The organism is Flavobacterium collinsii (assembly GCF_946903285.1).
GTDB lineage: Bacteria > Bacteroidota > Bacteroidia > Flavobacteriales > Flavobacteriaceae > Flavobacterium > Flavobacterium collinsii.
The window spans coordinates 1,518,624-1,538,797 of sequence record NZ_OX336425.1 but is presented as its reverse complement, the minus strand read 5'-3'; the positions used below and the strand labels follow the sequence as shown (position 1 = coordinate 1,538,797).

The window sequence follows — 20,174 nt, the reverse complement described above, 5'->3', positions numbered from 1 at the left end:
TGAATTGGGGTTTTTCGTTTTTATGGCATTTTATAACTAAAATTTCCCTTAGTTACTAGAAAAATCACAAAAAAACACGACAAACCTTACATTTATATGTGAAAATAAAATATCTTTAACACACCAAAAAAACAAATTAATAATCCTTAAAACACAATTATGTACTTTAACGTTACCCAAATCACAAAAATTAATCAGCAAGATTTTGTCTTTTCTGATAAAAGCAGTCTTACTTTTCCAATCCCTCCTTTAGCCTCAGCACAGCTTTACAGAAATCAGGGTGTACTTACCTTAAAAATCTGTGCTACGGTTTACATTAATTCTAAAGATTCACAAAGCCCGGCGGTTAGAACCCTAATCGAAAATGACACTAATATCGAAATCTATTTTGATTACGACTGGGACGAAAGCACTCCTGACACTTACGATGTTTGGTATGTTGAAGTGGATTATATCTCTGATACAATTAATAACATCAAGACCGTTACATCTTATTTAAGAAATTTGGACCCTGAAACTTCCAGAGGAACTGAAACAGGAGTCCAAAATTAATTAAAACTAAAAGATATCGTTTAATTAATTCTCCAATTAAGCGATATCCTTTTTATACAATCTATATTTCTTTTAAAACTAAAGAATCATCTGAAATGATTAAATTTAAGCTATTCTTAATTTCCTTATATTTAACAACACCATTAATTCTGTTTTCTCAGGAACAACCGATAAACAATCTTTTCAACAAAACGCTTCAGAAAAAAGTTTCTAATTACAAAAATGAAAGTAACTTCAAAAAAGCTCAATTTTTTTTTACTAAAAACAATTGGGACTCTACTCTCGTTTATTCAATGAAACAATTAGATTCAAGCAAAAACAAAGAATTAGTAGATTACTGCCATTTTTTCAGAGGATATAGTTTTAGAGAAAAAAAACTATTCAAAGAAGCCAAACTAGAAATGAATTTAATTTCTAAAAAATTTAAAGCTTATTCTTTAGTTAACAAAAATTTAGGTCAAATTTCATTAGAATTAAAAGAATTTAAAAAAGCAATTTATTATTTCAAAGAAATAGAGAAACTCCCAATTACTATCAATCAAGGATATAAAATAAGCATCGTTTATACAAATATAGGCATTTCATATTTACACCTTAATCAATTCATTAAAGCTGAAGAATACTTCTTCAAAAGTCTTAAATTACAAGAGAAAGAGAATGACACAGCATGTCTTATCTATTTATATTTAAACATAGCAAATTTATACTATCTTCAATACAAAGACCAGCTGGCAATTCCTTACTTTGAAAAAGCCTATACTTTGTCCGCAAATGTAAAAGATTTTGATATAAAAAGAAAAACCTCTCTAAACATGTCAGCAGTTGAAGAAAACAGAGGAAACTACAAAAAAGCCTTAGAATACAGAAAAGAATCCGGACAATGGAAAGACTCCCTCAACAATCAAAACAAAATCTGGGCAGTTGCCGACTTTGAGAAAAAATTTACTGTAGCCCAAAAGCAAAAGCAGATAAAAGTTTTAGAAGTAGAGAATAGACTTAAGAACACCCAACGTAATGGTTTCTTTTTTGCCGCCATTGGTTTATTATTAATCCTGACAGCCGGAGTTTATCTCTATGCCCAGAAAGTAAAAAACGGCAAAATCATATTGCTACAAAAAAACAAACTCGATCAATTAAACGCTACCAAAGATCAACTGTTTTCTATTGTAAGCCACGATCTGCGCTCGTCGGTAAATGCGCTCAAAACAAGTAACGCGAAGTTATCGGCAACACTGGAAACTAAAAATTATGATGAATTGAATCAGCTCATTATTCAAAACAGTACTATTGCAAGCGGTGCATACAACCTGTTGGATAATTTACTGCATTGGGCCATGTTACAAACCAAACAATTGTACTTTCACCAAGAATCCGTTCACTTGTATTCTATCGTACAGCAAATCGAATACAACTACAAACCTTTGTTACTGGACAAAACCATTACTTTTGAGAATTTAGTTTCAAAAAATAGTTTTATCTTCGTAGACCTCGATTCGTTAAAAATTGTACTTCGTAATTTATTAGACAATGCGATTAAATTTTCGAATGAAAATGGCAAAATAAGCTTTTATACCCGGGAAACCAATCCTGATTTTTGCGATCTGATCCTTGAGGACAACGGAATCGGAATGAGCCCGGAAACCATCAGAGAATTACTTACCGACAATACTTCTTTACTCGCCAAAAAAAATAATTCTGAAATTATAGGTACCGGTTTAGGTTTGCAGCTGTGCAAACAAATGATCAAAAAAAATGGCGGAACATTAGCCATAGAAAGTGAGCTCAATATAGGAACTAAAATGATTTTGACTTTCCCAAAAACAATTGCGTAAAAATTTTCCGCATACAGTGATTGTTCTTAAAATAAAATTACTTTTATAGCTACAAAACAGGAAATGATTACACGCTAATCTTCAAATATTAGCGTGTATTTTATTGCCTAAAGATCAAACCTGCATCAATTTGAAATAAAAGAATGAGAAAAAAATACCCCCATTATCATCAATATGATTTTATGGATTGCGGCCCTACATGCATTAAAATGATTTGCAAATACTATGCTAAAAATATCGATTTGGCATACTTACGTGAAATATCATTTATATCAGGACAAGGTACTTCGATGGCTGGGTTAGTTGATGCTTCTGAAAAAATTGGCTTTGCAACCATGGGGCTTAAAATTACCTATGAATCCTTGGCCGAAGACATTCCTTTACCCTGTGTTGTTCATTGGCGCCAGCGTCATTATGCCGTAGTATATGAAATCAAAAAAGATAAAATAATTGTAGGTGACCCTGCAAATTTTGGATTAATAACGTATACAAAAAAAGATTTCTTAGAAGGCTGGCTTGCAACCAAAAAACCGCACGAAGATTCTGAAGGTATCGTATTGGTATTAGAACCCACCCCTCTTTTCTATGAAGAGGAAGAACATACCAGCCAAAAACCCAACTTAATCCGATTCTTAAACCAATACATTAGACCCCACAGGAAATATATTGCGCAGGTTTTTTTGGGATTATTTTTTGGTACGGTTATACAATTAATATTTCCGTTTCTTACACAACAAATTGTAGATACCGGAATCAATACTCGCAACCTCAACTTTATCTACCTCATCTTAATTGCTCAGGTAGTTCTTTTTATATCGCAGTCGGCATTAAGTGTTTTTCGAAACTGGATCATTCTGCATGTTACAAGCAGAATGAACTTAAGAATGCTTTCGGATTTTATTATTAAGTTAATGAATCTTCCGATTGTGTATTTTGACAGCAGGGCTACCGGCGACATTCTACAGCGGCTAAAAGACAATTATAGAATTCAGGAGTTTTTATCCACTACCACACTTGATGTCCTTTTTTCTACACTCACCCTTTTGGTCTTTAGCTGTATATTGGCTTATTTTAATTTGTATCTTTTTTTAGTATTCGTAATCGGTTCTGCTTTATATATGACCTGGATCATGCTGTTCATGAAAAAAAGGGCTGAGTTGGATTTCCGTTATTTTGATCAGCAGGCAAACTATCAAAATACAACAATTCAGTTAATCAACGGAATGCAGGAAATCAAACTCAACGGTTCTGAAAAACGTCGCCGTTGGGACTGGGAAGCGCTGCAAACGACTCTTTTTAAGCTAAACATTAAAAATCTATCCTTAAACCAGAGTCAAAATGAAGGAGGACGTTTTATCGATCAGATAAAGAATATTTTTATTAGTTTTATTGCAGCCAAAGCAGTTATTAACGGAGAGATGACTCTGGGAACGATGCTTTCTGTACAGTATATTATTGGCCAGATGAATGTGCCAATCAACAACTTTTTAGGCTTTATAAGAAGTTATCAGGACGCTAAATTAAGTTTACTCCGACTTTCTGAAATTCACAACAAACCGAACGAAGAACCGGTAGATGGCGGTTTTATCAATGAACTTCCAGAAAACAAAACAATCAAAATTGAAAACCTCCATTTTCGATATGGCAGTTCAGCCTCAGAGATGATTTTAAAAAACATCAACATTACAATTCCCGAAGGAAAGGTCACCGCTATCGTAGGTGCTAGTGGCAGTGGTAAAACTACATTATTAAAACTACTGCTAAAATTCAACGAACCTACCAGTGGTCAGATTTATATTGGCCCCACCAATCTGAAAAATCTGGGTTTTAATTCCTGGAGATCCAACTGCGGTGCTGTTATGCAGGACGGATTTATTTTTGCAGATACTATTTCCAGAAACATCAGTGAGTCGGACATAAATGGGATGACCGACCAGAAGAAACTAAGGATTGCATCACATACTGCTAATATAACTGAATTCATTGAGGAGTTACCTAATGGTTATTTAACCAAAATTGGCTCCAGCGGAATCGGAATAAGCGGCGGTCAAAAACAGCGGATACTAATTGCCAGAGCCGTTTACAAAAACCCCGAATTTATCTTTTTTGACGAAGCTACTTCTGCTTTGGACGCCAACAATGAGACTGTAATTATGAAGAATCTGAATGATTTTTTTAAAGGAGATTCTATTACGAATAACAGCAAAACGGTTATTGTAGTCGCACATCGTCTGAGTACTGTAAAAAATGCAGATCAAATCATTGTACTCAACAAAGGTGAGGTGGTTGAACAAGGGACACATAGTGAATTGGTATCTAAAAAAGGGTACTATTTTACATTAGTAAAAAACCAACTAGAACTTGGTGAATAATTTTAATACATCACATATGCCACATACGCCAGAAATAGATTCCAGTAGTGAAGCTGTAAGAGATTATTTAGAACAAATTCCAAATCGATTAATACGATGGGGAACTATAATTCTTTGTTCTGTCCTGTTAATCTTATTTGCTATTACGTGGTTCATCGAATATCCTTCTATAGTTCGCAGTGATTTTAAACTGATTTCGGCAGAGGCACCAAAACCCATAATTGCAAAAGTGAATGGACGCCTGGAACGTTTATTCGTAAACGACAATCAAATTGTAAAAAAAGGACAAGCCTTAGGTTATATAGAAAACACCGCCGTTCATGAAGAGGTTTTAAACCTTGACAAAGAACTAAGTCAGTTGGTTACTATTGTCAATCAAAAAGATTTAGCAAAGTTGAAAGATTGGCGTTTAAAAAACTACCAAAATCTGGGAGATGTCCAAACCTCCTATCAGGATTTTCAGAAAGTCTACGTACAAACACTGGCTTTATTTAGTGAAGGATATTACCAGCAAAAGCAAAATTTCTTAAAACGTGACATCCAGGAATTAAATCATCTGACTCAAAATTTGAGAAATCAAAAAGTGATCTTAAATCAGGATGTAGCCTTACAGGAAAAAGAGTTCAAAATGAACCAATCTCTTTACAAACAAAATATAATTGCACCAGCCGACTTAAACAAAGAAGAAAGTAAATTATTAGCCAAAAAAATACCTATAAAGAATACCGAGACCTTCTTGATAAACAACATCATGTTAATCAGAACCAAAGAGAAAGAACTTCTGGATCTGGACAAACTTGTACTCGAACAAAAAGAAACTTTCAAACAATCGCTCAATACATTAAGAAGCGTTATTGCTTTATGGAAAAATAATTATATTTTGACAACTCCCAGTGAAGGCGTAGTAAACTTTACAGGCTCCTTGCAAGCCAAGCAAAATCTTAAAGCGGACAGCATTGTTCTTTATATCGCCAATCGCAAAAATGAATACTTAGGAGAAATAAAAATCCCTCAGGATAATTTTGGAAAAATAAAAATAGGACAAACTGTGCTGGTTAAATTTCAAGGATACCCTTTTGAAGAATTTGGCGCAGCCGAAGGTCAAATAAAATCGATAGCTCAGATACCAACTCCTGAAAACAAAAGTTTTTATGCGACTGTAATTCTTCCTAATGGTCAGAAAACAACCAACAATACCTCAATAACTTTTAGAAACGGAATGACAGCCTCTGCCGAAATTATTACAGAGAATAAAACTTTGGCCGAGCGTTTGTTTTATAGTTTTAAGAAAAGTATCAGTAGATAAACCTCATTCTCCTTTTTCGATATTGAATTGAACAAATAAGCAGACTTATTTTGTTCTAAATTTTCCTACCTTAATGTTACAACGGTCTTCTTTTTTTGTTTATTTTTATTTCAATAACTAAAAAATAAAATGACATGAAAAACAAATCTGTAAAAGTTACAACATCAGAAAAAACAACGAAACTAAAAGAACTAAAAGCTCTTTCTAAAAACCAACTGGAAACTGTTGTAGGAGGACCTGAGACTTCCAGAGGGACTGAGACTTCTGTACAGCATTAAAGAGACATAAATCCACTTTTACAAAGAATTTATATCTACTCTATTTAATAAAAGAATCATGAAAAACAAAATCACAAAACTTATAGAATCAGAAAAGACAATAAAACTAAAAAACCTAAAACCACTTTCTAAAAACCAACTGGAAACTATTGTGGGAGGACCTGAGACCTCCAGAGGGACTGAAACAAAAGTTGGTAATTAGTTCACCTAAAATATTTACATAATATTCAATTTCACAAAAAAATGAACAATAAAATAACAGATACAACCAGATCGGAAAAAACAACAAAATTAAAAGAACTAAAACCGCTTTCTAAAAATCAACTTGAAACTATTGTTGGTGGACCAATAACTTCCAGAGGAACAACAACAAGCGTTGGCAATTAACCACTATAACTTTTGACTATTCTAAACATACTTAATCGCAAAAAAGATGAAAAATAAAGAAATAAAAAACGTAAAATCAGAAAAAGCTACAAAACTGAAAACGTTAAAACCACTTTCTAAAAACCAATTGGAAACTATCGTAGGAGGACCTGAAACTTCTAGAGGGACTGAAACAAAAGTGCAAAACTAATATATAACTCCTAAACTATTATCTAAAAACACAATGACAAATAAAGAAATTAAAACTGCCAGTTCTGAAAAAACAACTAATCTAAAAAATCTAAAATCGCTTTCTAAAAACCAACTTGAAACTATTGTTGGAGGGCCCGAAACTTCCAGAGGAACAACAACCGGAGTCAATGGATAATTATTAATTAAATCATTCGATATTACAAAATCGTAAACCATGGAAAATAAATCTAAAAACACGTCATTATCTGATAAAATATCAAGATTAAAACCGCTTTCTAAAGAACAACTTGAAACTATTGTTGGTGGGCCAGAAACCTCAAGAGGAACAACAACTTCAGTAGACGGATAATGATTAAGCTACTATCATAAATACATCTAATGGCCAACAAACCATTAAAAACAAAGAAATTAAAACTAACTCTGTAAAAACAGCAAAATCTAAAAAGCAACAAATATCAAATCTTGTTCTACAGATCACCTGTATTTACACTATGAAACTATGAAAATGAAAGAATATAAAACTTCAAACTCGCAAAAAGTTATAAAAGTAAAAATTTTAAAACCTCTTTCTAAAAACCAACTTGAGGCTATCGTGGGAGGACCTGAGAACCCTAGGGGAACTGAAACAACTGTTGGTAAACAATAAATTAGAAACATTACAAAAAAACAATTCCCTTTTACTTAAAATATGAAAAATAAAGAAACAAAAACATCAAACTCAGAAAAAGATATAAAACTAAAAACTTTAAAACCACTTTCTAAAAATCAGTTAGAGACAATTGTAGGAGGGCCCGAGACTTCTAGAGGAACAACAACTGAAGTAGAACACTAAACAATTATATAGCAAACACTTAACCATACAAATAATGAGAAACAAAGTAACAAAAAATACTAATTTAGAAAAAATCACAAAACTAAAAGAGCTAAAACCGCTTTCTAAAAACCAATTGGAGACAATTGTGGGAGGACCAGAAACCTCAAGAGGAACAGTAACGGGTGTTGCAAGTTAAACTTAAATGTAAAATTGTATATATTAAAATCAAAATAATATAAAAAGTAAAGCCTCATCATAAACTCATAACTATTTAATAAAAAACACAAATGATAAATAAAGAAGCAAAAGACGCCAGATCGGAAAAGACTGTAAAACTAAAAGACCTAAAACCACTTTCTAAAAATCAACTTGAAACTATTGTAGGAGGGCCAGAAACTTCCAGAGGAACAGTGACACAAGTAACTAAATAATATATCTAACTCATAAACTATTATATAAAAACACAATGATAAATAAAGAAACTAAAGCTGCCAGTTCTGAAAAAACAATTAAACTAAAAAACCTAAAAACACTTTCCAAAAACCAACTTGAAACCATTATTGGAGGACCTGAAACTTCCAGAGGAACAGTGACGGATGTCGGAAAACAATAAAACATCATAAAAAACAATTCCCTTTTTACTTAAAACATGAAAAATAAAGAAGCAAAAGACACCCGTTTGGAAAAAACAACAAAGCTAAAAAGCCTGAAACCTCTTTCTAAAAAACAACTTGAAACTATCGTTGGTGGACCCGAGACTTCTAGAGGAACAACAACGCAAGTAGACAAATAATATATTGAACTCTTAAACTATTATCTAAAAACACCATGACAAATAAAGAAGCTAAAGATCTCCGTTTGGAAAAAACAACAAAACTAAAAAACCTAAAACCACTTTCTAAAAACCAACTGGAGACAATTGTTGGAGGACCAGAAACTTCTAGAAGAACTGAAACTAGCGTTGGCAATTAGCCACTATTACCTTTTATCTATTCTAAACATACTCCCTTAAAAAATATGAAAAAACAAAAAATGAAAACTATAAACTCAAAAGGAATCACAAAACTAAAAAACCTAAAGCCGCTTTCTAAAAATCAACTCGAAACTATTGTGGGAGGGCCAGAAACTTCTAGAGGAACAGTAACAGATGTCGAAAGATAATTAATTAAGCATTCCATAAATAACTATTATCATAACAAAAAAATTAATTCTATTTTAACTTCAAATATAAAAACGATGGGAAGTAAAATGATACAAAGCACTCATTTAGAAAAAAACGGAAAACTAAAAGAACTAAAACCGCTTTCTAAAAACCAACTTGAAACTATCATAGGAGGACCTGAAACTTCCAGAGGGACTGAGGTAAAAGTAGGAACTTAACCAAGCAACTACCTTTTAGATATTCTAACATACGTAATCACAAAAAGGATGAAAAATAAAGAAATAAAAAACGTAAAATTAGAAAAAGCTACAAAACTGAAAACTTTAAAGCCGCTTTCTAAAAACCAATTGGAAACTATCGTAGGAGGGCCAGAAACTTCCAGAGGAACGACAACACAAGTGCAAAACTAATATATAACTCCTAAACTATTATCTAAAAACACAATGATAAATAAAGAAACTAAAGCTGCCAGTTCTGAAAAAACAACTAAACTAAAAAATCTAAAATCGCTTTCTAAAAACCAACTTGAAACTATTGTAGGAGGACCGGAAACTTCCAGAGGAACAGTGACGGATGTCGGAAAACAATAAAACATCATAAAAAACAATTCCCTTTTTACTTAAAACATGAAAAATAAAGAAGCAAAAGACACCCGTTTGGAAAAAACAACAAAGCTAAAAAGCCTGAAACCTCTTTCTAAAAAACAACTTGAAACTATCGTGGGAGGACCTGAGACCTCCAGAGGAACAAGAACACAAGTAACCAAATAATATATCTAACTCATAAACCATTATATAAAAACACAATGATAAATAAAGAAACAAAAGATGCTCGTTTGGAGAAAAGCATAAAACTAAAAAACCTAAAAACACTTTCTAAAAGCCAATTGGAAACTGTTGTAGGAGGGCCAGAAACTTCTAGAGGAACAACAACTGAAGTAACACATTAAATATTTAAGAATTAATGTATAATCGTGTAATCGTGTAATCGTATAATCTAATCCAAAACAATTATGAAAAACAAAAGAACAAAAGCCTGCAGTTTTGGAAAAGCTAGAAAGCTAAGAAACCTAAAGCCACTTTCTAAAAAACAGCTAGAAACTATTATAGGAGGACCAGAAACTTCTAGAGGAACAAAAACTTCTGTAGACGGATAATGATTAAGCTACTATCATAAATATATCAAATGTAAACAAACCATTAAAAACAAAGAAATTAAAGCTAACTCTGTAAAAACAGTAAGATCTAAAAAGCAACAAATATCAAATCTTGTTCTAAAGATTGCCTGTATTTGCACTATGAAACTATAAAAATGAAAGAATATAAAACTTCAAACTCGCAAAAAGTTATAAAATTAAAAGAACTAAAACCACTTTCTAAAAACCAACTTGAAGCTATTGTTGGAGGCCCCGTAACTTCCAGAGGAACAGAAACGGGTGTTGCAAGTTAAACGTAAAACGTATATTAAACCCAAAATAATATAAAAAAACTTCATCATAAACTCCTAACTATCTAATAAAAACACAATGATAAATAAAGAAACAAAAGACGCTCGTTTGGAGAAAAGCACAAAACTAAAAAGCCTAAAACCACTTTCTAAAAAGCAACTTGAAACAATTGTAGGAGGACCGGAAACTTCCAGAGGAACAACAACCGGGGTAGCAGAGTAATTTTATTAATCCCTACCCTATAGTTTCTTGTTTTAATAAAAATTAAAATAACTACATCAGTAGAAAAACTTAAAGTACTTAAAGTGCATTCTGGAGAACACTTAAAAACTTCTATTGGCAGCTACAAAAATCTCCCAGAGAATCTAAACTGTGCTAAAGATTTAACAGTCAAAACGTCCTTTATTCAAAATCTATAGATGTGCTTCATGAGAGACCGTCGGTTTCTCATGAAGTACAATCTTAAAAACTAGTATCTTATATTCTTTCCATAACAAAAATACTGCAATAAATTACAAAATTTTAAACTTGAATCTTATACCAACAAGTCTGTATTTTTTCTTGTTTAAATAAGTTAAAAGATTGTATATACAATCACGACAATCACTTTGCTTTCTAAAAATGACTTAAAATTCTTCTTAAATAATCTCTTTTTTCTATAATAATCCTTTACTTTACAAAACAAAAGCCACTAAGAAACACATATTACCCCCAAAACAACTACCAATGGATAATATTCATGTTCTAATTATAGAAGACACCCCCGAACAAAGCGACGACCTATGCCGGGTACTGCGTCAAAACAATTATAATATTGTAGGCGTTGCAACCAATTTTACCGATGCGCTGAAACTTTTTTACGAGAATACGATAGACATCATTATTATTGATGTCTTTTTAGACGGAAAACCAGAAGGAATTACGTTTGCCGAATCGATCAACATTATTCCCAACGCTTCTAAACCATTTGTATTTTTAACCAGTTCACAAGACCGCCAGATTTTTGAAAGAGCTAAGCTCACAAAACCTTTCAGTTTTTTACTGAAACCTTTTAACGAACTGGAAATTCTTTATGCCATAGAAATGGCTGTAGAAAAATTTTATGCCCAAACCAATGTTTTTCAGAATGAAGAACAAGATACCGTGATTAGCAATGACTATTTATTTATAAAGAAGAAAAACTCTTTAAAAAAAGTAGCCCTTAATGATATTCTATATATTGATGTAGAAGAACGCTATTGCAACATCATTACCGAGAAAGAAAAATTTGTAATTCTGATCTCATTGACAAAAATCAGCAACTTATTAGACAAAAACCGTTTTATCAAAACACATCGAAACACGATCGTAAACACTAATAAAATAGAGGAGATTATCCTGGCCGATAATCTTATCATTTTAAAAGGCGATCACAAAATAAACCTGAGCGATACCTATAAAGATTTTATAAAAAAAATGAACATCCTGTCGTAACAACAATAGCTCAAAAAAATTAACGACTCACAAATCCTCTCCATCCGGGAGGATTTTTTTCTTATGAAGGAAATATCCCCAGCCACAAAGGTTCCGAAAGATTTCATGACAGAAAATTCAGCTTTCGTGACATTTTTAATTTCCTTCCCGGAAATCAAAATTACTTTTACCCCCAAGAAACCCAAATCATAAAATATAAATGAGAATTGAATTAAACAGACCATCAGACATGAAGCCTTTATCAATATTAAAAAAAATAAAAAACAACCCCTGGGTTGGCGTAACTGTCTCTCTTCTATTTATCATTCCTTGTTTATACAAAATTCTGGACGACATCACAGTTTTCAGAATAGAATATCTATTATTAGCTCTTGCTTTTCCAGTCTATATAAAATCACTTAAAAAAATATTTGATGATATTTTAGACACCTCAGACGATTTTTCAGACTAAAAAATATTTTTTTGCCCCTTTTTTAATGAAACACTACTGCTTAATCTTTTAAGTCAGGGTGTTTTTTTATTTTTAGACCAAACATATCTTAAATTCCATCGCCATCTTATAAAATTATCCAATTTTTAAGTCAAAAAACATCAACATCATTATTATTTAACAAAAATACCGTACTTACTAACATTTTTTTGATATTTTTGGGAAGCTATAAACAAAAAAAACAAAACAACCAATCCTTTGAAGAAAAATCAAATAAAAAACCACTATCTAATTTTATTTGTCTTATTCTTAAATGCATACACCATTTACGGACAAACAAACAATGAAATTTCAGTATACAACTGGTTTGACAAAAACCTGGGTGTAGAATCACTAGAATTTGAAAACGGGCCAGCCCATTTAAACTTCGACAAAACAGTCAACAATCAAAATCGTTATTATATTTCCGAAGATTTCAAAAAAGGAAGTATGAAGTATAATAATCAAAATTATTTTGATTTATTATTAAACTACGACACCTACAGCGACGAACTGGTTATAAAACCCTACGGAGAGTCAAACACCACTAAGGTTAATCTTTTTACCGAAAATATCAGTTCCTTTACGATAGGCAATGAAAAATTTGTCAATCTGAAAGTTCCTTATTCAGACAGTTTCAGAAAGGGATATTATGAGGAAGTTCCGGTAGGAAACAACATAATTCTTTATATAAAACACTCTAAAGAAAAGAAAAAAATCAACAAAGCTGAAGTTGATTTAATAGATTTTATACCCAGACATGAATTTATTGTCTTAAAGCAAAATACATTCTATCCTATAAATGATAAAAAGGAAATCACAACACTGTTTCAGGATAATAAAAGAAAAATAAATGATTTTTATCTTATGTATAGAAATTTAAAGAAGGAAGATGCTGTACTATTTATGAAAAACCTCCTGAAATACATAAATAACTAAAATCTGTAGCAATTATCCAAATGAGAATACTTACCCTTCTTTTATTATTTTTCGGTTTTAACCAATTCATTTATTCGCAAGATCAAAAAATTAATATCAATTACAGCAATATCAATCGGGTTGAAGTTTTAAAAAAAATTGAAGCTTCAACAAACTATAAATTCTACTTTCAAAATGAATGGATCGATAATAACGTCTTAATATCCGGAGATTACTCCAATAAAACATTACAAGAGGTATTAAACAAAGTTTTTGAAGATACTGAGCTTAATTTCTTTATCACGAAGAACAAAGTCATCTTAACGAAGAACAGTATCATCTATGACAAATTTCAAAATGATAAAGTTAAGACCGTTAATATCCCGATCTTTTTTCAACAATACGACTCTGTTACAAAAAACAAAACAGATCAGAGCACACCTATTGCATTAATCGGAAAGGAAACGATCGACAGTGATACGGATTTCTATACTATTTCAGGACATATTACCGACTTGAAAAATGAAAAGCCTTTAGCGGACATAACGGTAAAAGCAAAAAACACTACAGCAACAACCATTACAAATGCACAGGGATTTTATAGTCTAAAACTACCTGTTGGATTGGCAACAATCGAAATCGAGTCGATATTATATAATAATACGACCCGAAAAATAATGATCTACAGCGATGGTACTCTGGATTTCTCTCTAATCGAGAAAATAAACCAGTTAAAAGAGGTAGTCGTAAAAGGAAAAAACAGTCAGAACATAAGAACTGCCATAACAGGAGTTACCACCATTGAAGCCGAAGGTGTAAAAACGGTTCCTTTGGTTCTTGGAGAAAGAGATGTTTTAAAAATTGCACTAACCATTCCCGGAATTAAAACTGCCGGAGAAGGTTCCTCAGGTTTTAATGTCAGAGGAGGAAAAGAAGATCAAAACCTGATGCTACTGGATAACGGAACGATCTACAATCCTTCTCACCTTTTTGGTTTTTTCTCTTCTCTTAACCCTTATACGATCAATAAAGTTGACATTTACAAAGGAGGTATCCCATCCGAATTCGGCGGCAGATTATCGTCTGTTTTTGATATTACCTCTAAAAACGGAAACACTGAAAAATTTTCAGGAGAAGGAGGTATTGGCCCGGTTACGAGTAATCTTACCGCCTCAATCCCGGTTGTAAAAGGAAAAGCAAGCTTATTAGTAGGCGGTAGAGCAACTTATTCTGACTGGATCCTCAAAACCTTAGACGACGAAAACCTAAAAGACAGCCAGGCTTCTTTTTATGATTTATTTGCGAAATACAGTCACAAAATAAACAAAAACAATTCCGTTGAAGGTACCGCATATTATAGCAAAGACAAATACAGCATTACCCCTGACTCCTTGTACCAATACAGTAACCGTCTTATTTCTTTAAAATGGAAACACGCTTTCAACGAGAAAAACAGCAGCGAACTTAATGTTTCCAATAGTGAATACAAATTCAGTATCGACTATGAGTCTGTTAATCCTGAATCGTTCATTTTCAAATACAAAATAAACGAAACTCAGGCAAGCCTTAAATTCAATAGCGAAGTTAGTAGTAAACATAAATTCACTTATGGAATATCAAGCAAATTATACAAAGTTAGTCCCGGCGAACTCAATCCAAATGGAGGATCTTCAATCGTAAATCCTATAAAAGTTGATGATGAAAAGGGGCTGGAGTCAGCTTTGTTTTTCTCAGATAAATATAAAATCACTGAGAAGTTATTATTAGACGTTGGAGCACGATATTCTTTATATGCCGCTTTAGGAGCATCTACTCAGAAAATTTACCAGGAAGGTGTACCCATGACTCCTTCAACGGTTGTAGAAGAAAAAACGTATGGCAACAATAAAGTAATCACTACTTACGGAGGTTTTGAACCCAGAGTTGCTTTACGTTATATATTTGATGAAAGCTTATTTGTGAAGGCCGGTTTCGATAAAAACTATCAGTACATCCATTTATTAACCAATAACACTACCCAGTCGCCTACCGATACCTGGAAATTATCTGATTTGAACGTTAAACCTCAAAGCGGATTACAGTACTCTCTGGGTATTTTTAAGAAACTGGATTATAAAGATATCGAGTTAAGCCTTGAAGGATATTACAAAACTTCTAAAAACATACTGGATTACAAAGTTGGAGCGAACTTACTCTTAAATAAAGATCTTGAAACCGAGTTGCTTCAGGGCAATGGGAAAGCTTACGGTGTAGAGTTTTTACTAAAAAAATCAATCGGAAGACTTAATGGCTGGCTTGGTTACACCTATTCACGAACTTTTATAAAGCTGGACAGTCAATTTAACGATGAAAAGGTAAACAACGGAGCGTACTTTCCAACTAACTTTGATAAACCGCATGACGTAAGTATTGTCATGAATTACAAATTTACACATCGTTATAGCTTTTCTTCGAATTTTGTGTATCAAACCGGAAGACCCATAACCTATCCTATTGGAAAATACAATTACAATGGTGCCGAATATACACTGTACAGCGATCGAAACAAATACAGAATACCGGACTATTACAGATTAGACATTGGGATAAATATTGAAGGCAACCATAAAATAAAAAAATTAGCACACAGTTTCTGGAACATTTCAATTTACAATGTTTTAGGACGAAACAATCCTTATTCTATCTTTTTCGTAACAAAAGATGGGCAGGTGAAAGCCTACCAAACCACAATCTTTTCTGTTCCGATACCAACAATTACTTATAATTTTAAATTTTAAAAAGTTATGAAAAAGATCTTACTCTTTGGACTTCTTATAACGATACTCCTCTCGATGATAGTTGGATGTACAACACCATACTCCTATCAAACCAATGGATTTGAAGATGCTCTTGTAATAGAAGCAACTATTACAAACGAATTAAAAAGTCAGCAGATTAAATTATCCAGAACCTATAAACTTGAAAGCAAGAAACCAATCTTTGAAAGTAAAGCAGTGGTATATGTAACAGATGATCTGGGTAATAAGTACGATTTTCAGGAAAAAAATGAAGCGTATGTTTCCCTGAATCCGTTTCAGGCCAGTCCTGACAGAGCCTATCAATTGCACATCCTTACAAAAAACGGAAGAAGCTACGTCTCGAATGAGGAGAAATTGCCACAACAGACTCAGATCGATAAAGTAGAAGCAAAAGCAGTAACAAAAAAAGGTGTATTAGGAGTTGAAATTACTGTAAACAGCAACGATCCAACAAACAAATCCCGATACTACAGATACGAATACGACGAAACGTATAAAATTATTGCTCCTAAAGCTTATTCGAAAAAAGCCGTTGCTGTTTTTTTTCCTCCAGGCTCCAATCCAAAAGGACAAATTGTATTTGAAGACAGGACAACAGAAGTTAGAATTTGTTATTCAGATAAAAAATCTAATGAATTAATTCTAACCAACACTAACCAACTAAGCGAGGATAAAGTAACTGATTTTCCAATTAAATTTATTAGTAGTAAAGACCCAATGATCAGAAGCAGGTACAGCATATTAGTCAAACAATATGTTCAGAATCTTGCTGCTCATACTTTTTATGAAACATTAAAAGATATATCTGACATTGGGAGCATTCTGTCACAAACCCAACCTGGCTTTTTTTATGGAAACATAAATCCTGTTGACAATCCAGGCGAAAAAGTGATTGGATTCTTTAATGTGTCCTCCTATTCCGAAAAAAGACTCTTTTTTAATTTTACCGATCTTTTCCCAAAAGAACCAATCCCTAAATATCAATATGATTGTCCCTCTCCAGTTCCTGAAAATGAAATAGACCAATTTTACTTTAATTATTGTTTCAGTTCTTCAGCCGAATGTCAGGGGAATGATATCCTAGACCTAATCAAATCAGGAATTAAAGTTTATTTTCCTAACGAAACGCCTCAGTATCTATTGTATCCCGTAGAATGCGGAGATTGCACTTCATTTTCATCAAACATAAAACCATCATTTTGGATAGACTAAAATATATAACCATCATAGCTTTAGCAATGAGTTTTCAGCAAATTTCGTTTGCTCAAAAAAACAATGTCACAACTGAGCTGAACGAAGTAGACAAAAAACTAAACGAGTCCATTTACATCAGTACAAACTCCAATTCCTATGTAACCGGGGAGTCTTTGTTCTACAAAATTTTTTGCATCAATAAAGCAACAAACAAAACATCTAAATATAGTAAAGTTGCCTACATACAACTTATAGACAAAAACAAAACAACAATTCTTACCCATAAATTATTTCTTGAAAATGGAACCGCCAGTAGTGATTTTTTCATTCCAACAACTCTGGAAACAGGAAACTACAAGATAATAGGATATACCAGCTGGATGTTAAACAAAGATGTTGCAGAGTACTTCAACATTGACATTTACATCCTAAACCCTTATAAAGACAGGCCCTTAAACACCATTTCTCAAAAAGAAACGGTTTCAACAGAAAGTATAACAGATAAAAACATCTCGTTTAATTTAAAAAACAAAACCTATAAAAACAGGGATTTAGCAGAATTAGAAATCAACACCAATTCTGATGAGTTTGCAAAAGGCGATTATGTGCTTTCGGTACGAAAAGCAGATGGATTTATTGCCCAAAAGAGAACAAATTTTGAGGAACTTGCTGCAAATGCTGCCGTTAAAAATGTTGAAACAGAAATAAAGAATTCTAATTTTATATTACCGGAATTGCGAGGTGAAATCATTTCAGGGAAAATAAAATCCAGTAACGCAGAAACTAAAAATAAAAAAGTAACTCTTTCAATAGTAGGCAAAAATTCTGTTTTAAAACTTGCAAAAACTGACAATCAAGGAAATTTTGTTTTCAATCTCGAAAAACCGAATTCAAATTCAAATGTAATCGTTCAAATTCTTGAGGACAACAAGCAGGATTATACTATTGAAATGGATAAACCGAAAAATATCAATTTTTCGAATTTAAGCTTTCCGGAATTTCAGTTCAATTCAGAATTCAAACAAAACATTTCTGAAAGATTGATTTCCACTCAAATAGAAAATGCTTATTATAATGTTAAAAAAGACAGTACATTAGCTTCTACTGACACTATTCCTTTTTACAACAAATTATCAAAAGAGTTTAAACTGGATGCTTTTACACGATTTCCAACAATGGAAGAAACGATTACCGAAGTTGTAAACGGTGTTTATTTTTCAAAAGACAAAAACAATTATGCCATTCACGTTTACGACTATGATCCTAACTACGAGTCTGCCTTACCCGCTTTAATAGTAGTAGACGGACTAATTATAGAAGACCTGAATGAGCTTTTTCATTACAGCCCTAAAAACATCTATAAAGTCAATGTAGTAAAAGGAATCTACTATTATGGAGCCAAATCTTTTAACGGCGTGGTCTCTTTTACCACTAAAAACGGTGATTATGAAACCAAACTGAAAGGAAACTTTATTTTACGACCTGAACTTTTAAGGCCTCAGCCTAAAAAAGAATATTTTAAGCCCGATTATACCAGCAATAAAAATGAAAGGATTCCTGATTACAGACATCAGCTTTTATGGGTTTCCAACGTTGATTTAGGTGATACTAACTCAAAAACACAATTTTATACCTCAGACGTATCCGGTAAATTTGAAATAACACTAGAAGGATTCTCCGCTACAGGAAAACCTGTTTTTATAAAAGAAACTATAGTCGTAAAAGAATCCGTTTCAAATTAGAGGTAAGCAAGTTAAAGAAGAAAAATCAATTAATTTTAAAAATAATTTAAAGTAATTGTAACCTTTTTTCAACTTCTTACGTATAACTACTTGTACACTTAAAAATTGAGGAGACAAAAAACATGAGACAACTTAAAATCACCAAGCAGGTAACCAATCGTGAAACTGCATCATTAGACAAATACCTACAAGAAATTGGAAAAGTTGACCTAATTACCGCTGATGAAGAGGTAGAATTAGCACAAAGAATAAAAGCCGGTGATCAAAGAGCATTAGAAAAATTAACAAAAGCTAACCTACGTTTCGTTGTATCGGTGGCAAAACAATATCAAAATCAAGGATTAACTCTTCCTGACTTAATAAATGAAGGAAACTTAGGTTTAATTAAAGCGGCTCAACGTTTTGATGAAACTCGTGGTTTCAAATTCATCTCTTACGCTGTATGGTGGATTCGTCAATCGATCCTTCAGGCTTTGGCAGAACAATCCCGTATTGTTCGTTTACCATTAAACAAAATCGGTTCTATCAATAAAATCAACAAAATGTATGCTTTATTAGAGCAATCTAACGAGCGTCCACCTTCTGCTGAAGAAATTGCAAAAGAACTTGACATGACCGTAAATGACGTAAAAGAGTCTATGAAAAACTCAGGTCGTCACTTATCAATGGATGCACCTCTTGTTGAAGGTGAAGATTCTAACCTATACGACGTTTTACGTTCAGGAGAATCTCCAAACCCAGACAGAGAACTAATTCACGAATCACTACGTACCGAAATTGAGCGTTCATTAGAAACATTAACTCCAAGAGAAGCTGATGTTGTTCGTTTGTATTTTGGTCTTGGCGATCAGCACCCAATGACTTTAGAAGAAATTGGAGAAACTTTCGACTTAACTCGTGAGCGTGTTCGTCAGATTAAAGAAAAAGCAATCCGTAGATTAAAACATACTTCCAGAAGTAAAATCTTAAAAACTTATCTTGGATAATATCCATAGTTCCAACTATAGTAATTCCAAATTCCGATAATTTTGTTGGAATTTGGAATTTATTGCAAAACTACCTATATTGGACCCGAAAGCAAACAACAGTTTGATTGACTGTTCGTTTTTTGATTGATGATTGAAACTCCGGCTGATTACCGGAGTTTTTTATTATATCATATTTCGAAAAATATTGTTTAACCTCAAGAACGCAGCCTATTTTAGATTTTTCATCTAATTTAACCCACATATTCTTTG

The 20,174-nt window shown here is 32.7% G+C and carries 33 protein-coding genes; all 33 read left to right on the top strand.

Annotated features, from left to right (window positions below):
- Window positions 1-159: 159 nt before the first annotated feature.
- The 33 genes from OGZ34_RS06915 to OGZ34_RS06755 all read left to right on the top strand — a co-directional run bounded on the left by OGZ34_RS06915 (window position 160) and on the right by OGZ34_RS06755 (window position 19,922).
- Window positions 160-552, top strand: a complete 393-nt coding sequence (locus tag OGZ34_RS06915; RefSeq protein WP_173966587.1) for a hypothetical protein — start codon at window positions 160-162, stop codon at window positions 550-552.
- A gap of 95 nt (window positions 553-647) precedes the next feature.
- A complete protein-coding gene (locus tag OGZ34_RS06910; protein WP_263362568.1) occupies window positions 648-2,384 on the top strand; it encodes a tetratricopeptide repeat-containing sensor histidine kinase in 1,737 nt (578 codons plus the stop codon).
- 143 nt (window positions 2,385-2,527) lie between these two features.
- Window positions 2,528-4,756: a peptidase domain-containing ABC transporter gene (locus OGZ34_RS06905; RefSeq protein WP_263362567.1), complete on the top strand. Its 2,229-nt coding sequence runs from the start codon at window positions 2,528-2,530 to the stop codon at window positions 4,754-4,756.
- Window positions 4,757-4,772: 16 nt separating this feature from the next.
- Complete coding sequence (locus tag OGZ34_RS06900) at window positions 4,773-6,062, top strand: HlyD family secretion protein (protein ID WP_263362566.1); 1,290 nt, start codon at window positions 4,773-4,775, stop codon at window positions 6,060-6,062.
- Between the two features lie 134 nt (window positions 6,063-6,196).
- Complete coding sequence (locus OGZ34_RS06895; protein WP_263362565.1) at window positions 6,197-6,340, top strand: hypothetical protein; 144 nt, start codon at window positions 6,197-6,199, stop codon at window positions 6,338-6,340.
- 58 nt (window positions 6,341-6,398) lie between these two features.
- Window positions 6,399-6,542 carry a bacteriocin gene (locus tag OGZ34_RS06890; protein WP_263362564.1) on the top strand — a complete coding sequence of 48 codons (144 nt, stop codon included), beginning with the start codon at window positions 6,399-6,401 and terminating at the stop codon, window positions 6,540-6,542.
- 41 nt (window positions 6,543-6,583) lie between these two features.
- The gene (locus tag OGZ34_RS06885) at window positions 6,584-6,727 is read left to right on the top strand and encodes a hypothetical protein (RefSeq protein WP_263362563.1); all 144 of its coding nucleotides are present in this window, start codon (window positions 6,584-6,586) and stop codon (window positions 6,725-6,727) included.
- A gap of 46 nt (window positions 6,728-6,773) precedes the next feature.
- Complete coding sequence (locus OGZ34_RS06880; protein WP_263362562.1) at window positions 6,774-6,917, top strand: bacteriocin; 144 nt, start codon at window positions 6,774-6,776, stop codon at window positions 6,915-6,917.
- Between the two features lie 33 nt (window positions 6,918-6,950).
- Window positions 6,951-7,094, top strand: a complete 144-nt coding sequence (locus tag OGZ34_RS06875; protein ID WP_263362561.1) for a hypothetical protein — start codon at window positions 6,951-6,953, stop codon at window positions 7,092-7,094.
- Between the two features lie 39 nt (window positions 7,095-7,133).
- The gene (locus OGZ34_RS06870; protein ID WP_263362560.1) at window positions 7,134-7,268 is read left to right on the top strand and encodes a hypothetical protein; all 135 of its coding nucleotides are present in this window, start codon (window positions 7,134-7,136) and stop codon (window positions 7,266-7,268) included.
- 150 nt (window positions 7,269-7,418) lie between these two features.
- Entirely contained in the window at window positions 7,419-7,565 is a 147-nt protein-coding gene (locus OGZ34_RS06865; protein WP_263362559.1) for a hypothetical protein, read from the top strand.
- A 42-nt stretch (window positions 7,566-7,607) separates the two neighbouring features.
- Complete coding sequence (locus OGZ34_RS06860) at window positions 7,608-7,751, top strand: bacteriocin (RefSeq protein ID WP_263362558.1); 144 nt, start codon at window positions 7,608-7,610, stop codon at window positions 7,749-7,751.
- A 34-nt stretch (window positions 7,752-7,785) separates the two neighbouring features.
- A complete protein-coding gene (locus OGZ34_RS06855; RefSeq protein ID WP_263362557.1) occupies window positions 7,786-7,929 on the top strand; it encodes a bacteriocin in 144 nt (47 codons plus the stop codon).
- Between the two features lie 91 nt (window positions 7,930-8,020).
- Window positions 8,021-8,164, top strand: a complete 144-nt coding sequence (locus OGZ34_RS06850; RefSeq protein ID WP_263362556.1) for a bacteriocin — start codon at window positions 8,021-8,023, stop codon at window positions 8,162-8,164.
- Window positions 8,165-8,199: 35 nt separating this feature from the next.
- A complete protein-coding gene (locus OGZ34_RS06845) occupies window positions 8,200-8,346 on the top strand; it encodes a bacteriocin (RefSeq protein ID WP_263362555.1) in 147 nt (48 codons plus the stop codon).
- A 36-nt stretch (window positions 8,347-8,382) separates the two neighbouring features.
- The gene (locus tag OGZ34_RS06840) at window positions 8,383-8,526 is read left to right on the top strand and encodes a bacteriocin (protein WP_263362554.1); all 144 of its coding nucleotides are present in this window, start codon (window positions 8,383-8,385) and stop codon (window positions 8,524-8,526) included.
- A 35-nt stretch (window positions 8,527-8,561) separates the two neighbouring features.
- A complete protein-coding gene (locus OGZ34_RS06835; protein ID WP_263362553.1) occupies window positions 8,562-8,705 on the top strand; it encodes a hypothetical protein in 144 nt (47 codons plus the stop codon).
- 60 nt (window positions 8,706-8,765) lie between these two features.
- Window positions 8,766-8,894: a bacteriocin gene (locus tag OGZ34_RS06830; RefSeq protein ID WP_263362552.1), complete on the top strand. Its 129-nt coding sequence runs from the start codon at window positions 8,766-8,768 to the stop codon at window positions 8,892-8,894.
- A gap of 87 nt (window positions 8,895-8,981) precedes the next feature.
- Entirely contained in the window at window positions 8,982-9,113 is a 132-nt protein-coding gene (locus OGZ34_RS06825; RefSeq protein ID WP_263362551.1) for a bacteriocin, read from the top strand.
- 48 nt (window positions 9,114-9,161) lie between these two features.
- Entirely contained in the window at window positions 9,162-9,305 is a 144-nt protein-coding gene (locus tag OGZ34_RS06820) for a bacteriocin (protein WP_263362550.1), read from the top strand.
- Window positions 9,306-9,338: 33 nt separating this feature from the next.
- Window positions 9,339-9,485 carry a hypothetical protein gene (locus tag OGZ34_RS06815; RefSeq protein WP_263362549.1) on the top strand — a complete coding sequence of 49 codons (147 nt, stop codon included), beginning with the start codon at window positions 9,339-9,341 and terminating at the stop codon, window positions 9,483-9,485.
- A gap of 36 nt (window positions 9,486-9,521) precedes the next feature.
- The gene (locus OGZ34_RS06810; RefSeq protein ID WP_263362548.1) at window positions 9,522-9,665 is read left to right on the top strand and encodes a bacteriocin; all 144 of its coding nucleotides are present in this window, start codon (window positions 9,522-9,524) and stop codon (window positions 9,663-9,665) included.
- A 35-nt stretch (window positions 9,666-9,700) separates the two neighbouring features.
- Window positions 9,701-9,844, top strand: coding sequence for a hypothetical protein (locus tag OGZ34_RS06805; RefSeq protein ID WP_263362547.1), 144 nt, complete (start codon window positions 9,701-9,703; stop codon window positions 9,842-9,844).
- A 63-nt stretch (window positions 9,845-9,907) separates the two neighbouring features.
- Entirely contained in the window at window positions 9,908-10,051 is a 144-nt protein-coding gene (locus tag OGZ34_RS06800) for a bacteriocin (RefSeq protein WP_263362546.1), read from the top strand.
- A 155-nt stretch (window positions 10,052-10,206) separates the two neighbouring features.
- Window positions 10,207-10,344, top strand: a complete 138-nt coding sequence (locus tag OGZ34_RS06795; protein ID WP_263362545.1) for a bacteriocin — start codon at window positions 10,207-10,209, stop codon at window positions 10,342-10,344.
- Window positions 10,345-10,420: 76 nt separating this feature from the next.
- A complete protein-coding gene (locus OGZ34_RS06790) occupies window positions 10,421-10,564 on the top strand; it encodes a bacteriocin (RefSeq protein WP_263362544.1) in 144 nt (47 codons plus the stop codon).
- A gap of 504 nt (window positions 10,565-11,068) precedes the next feature.
- Window positions 11,069-11,815: a LytR/AlgR family response regulator transcription factor gene (locus OGZ34_RS06785; protein WP_173966606.1), complete on the top strand. Its 747-nt coding sequence runs from the start codon at window positions 11,069-11,071 to the stop codon at window positions 11,813-11,815.
- A 199-nt stretch (window positions 11,816-12,014) separates the two neighbouring features.
- Window positions 12,015-12,266, top strand: coding sequence for a hypothetical protein (locus OGZ34_RS06780; RefSeq protein WP_173966607.1), 252 nt, complete (start codon window positions 12,015-12,017; stop codon window positions 12,264-12,266).
- Between the two features lie 237 nt (window positions 12,267-12,503).
- Window positions 12,504-13,223 carry a hypothetical protein gene (locus OGZ34_RS06775; RefSeq protein WP_263362543.1) on the top strand — a complete coding sequence of 240 codons (720 nt, stop codon included), beginning with the start codon at window positions 12,504-12,506 and terminating at the stop codon, window positions 13,221-13,223.
- Window positions 13,224-13,243: 20 nt separating this feature from the next.
- On the top strand, window positions 13,244-15,979 hold the full coding sequence (locus OGZ34_RS06770) for a TonB-dependent receptor (RefSeq protein ID WP_263362542.1): 2,736 nt from the start codon (window positions 13,244-13,246) through the stop codon (window positions 15,977-15,979).
- A gap of 6 nt (window positions 15,980-15,985) precedes the next feature.
- The gene (locus OGZ34_RS06765) at window positions 15,986-17,212 is read left to right on the top strand and encodes a DUF4249 domain-containing protein (RefSeq protein WP_263362541.1); all 1,227 of its coding nucleotides are present in this window, start codon (window positions 15,986-15,988) and stop codon (window positions 17,210-17,212) included.
- A complete protein-coding gene (locus OGZ34_RS06760; RefSeq protein ID WP_263362540.1) occupies window positions 17,200-18,936 on the top strand; it encodes a hypothetical protein in 1,737 nt (578 codons plus the stop codon). Before OGZ34_RS06765 ends, OGZ34_RS06760 begins: the two co-directional genes overlap by 13 nt.
- A gap of 122 nt (window positions 18,937-19,058) precedes the next feature.
- Window positions 19,059-19,922, top strand: coding sequence for a sigma-70 family RNA polymerase sigma factor (locus OGZ34_RS06755; protein ID WP_007804760.1), 864 nt, complete (start codon window positions 19,059-19,061; stop codon window positions 19,920-19,922).
- Window positions 19,923-20,174: the final 252 nt, after the last annotated feature.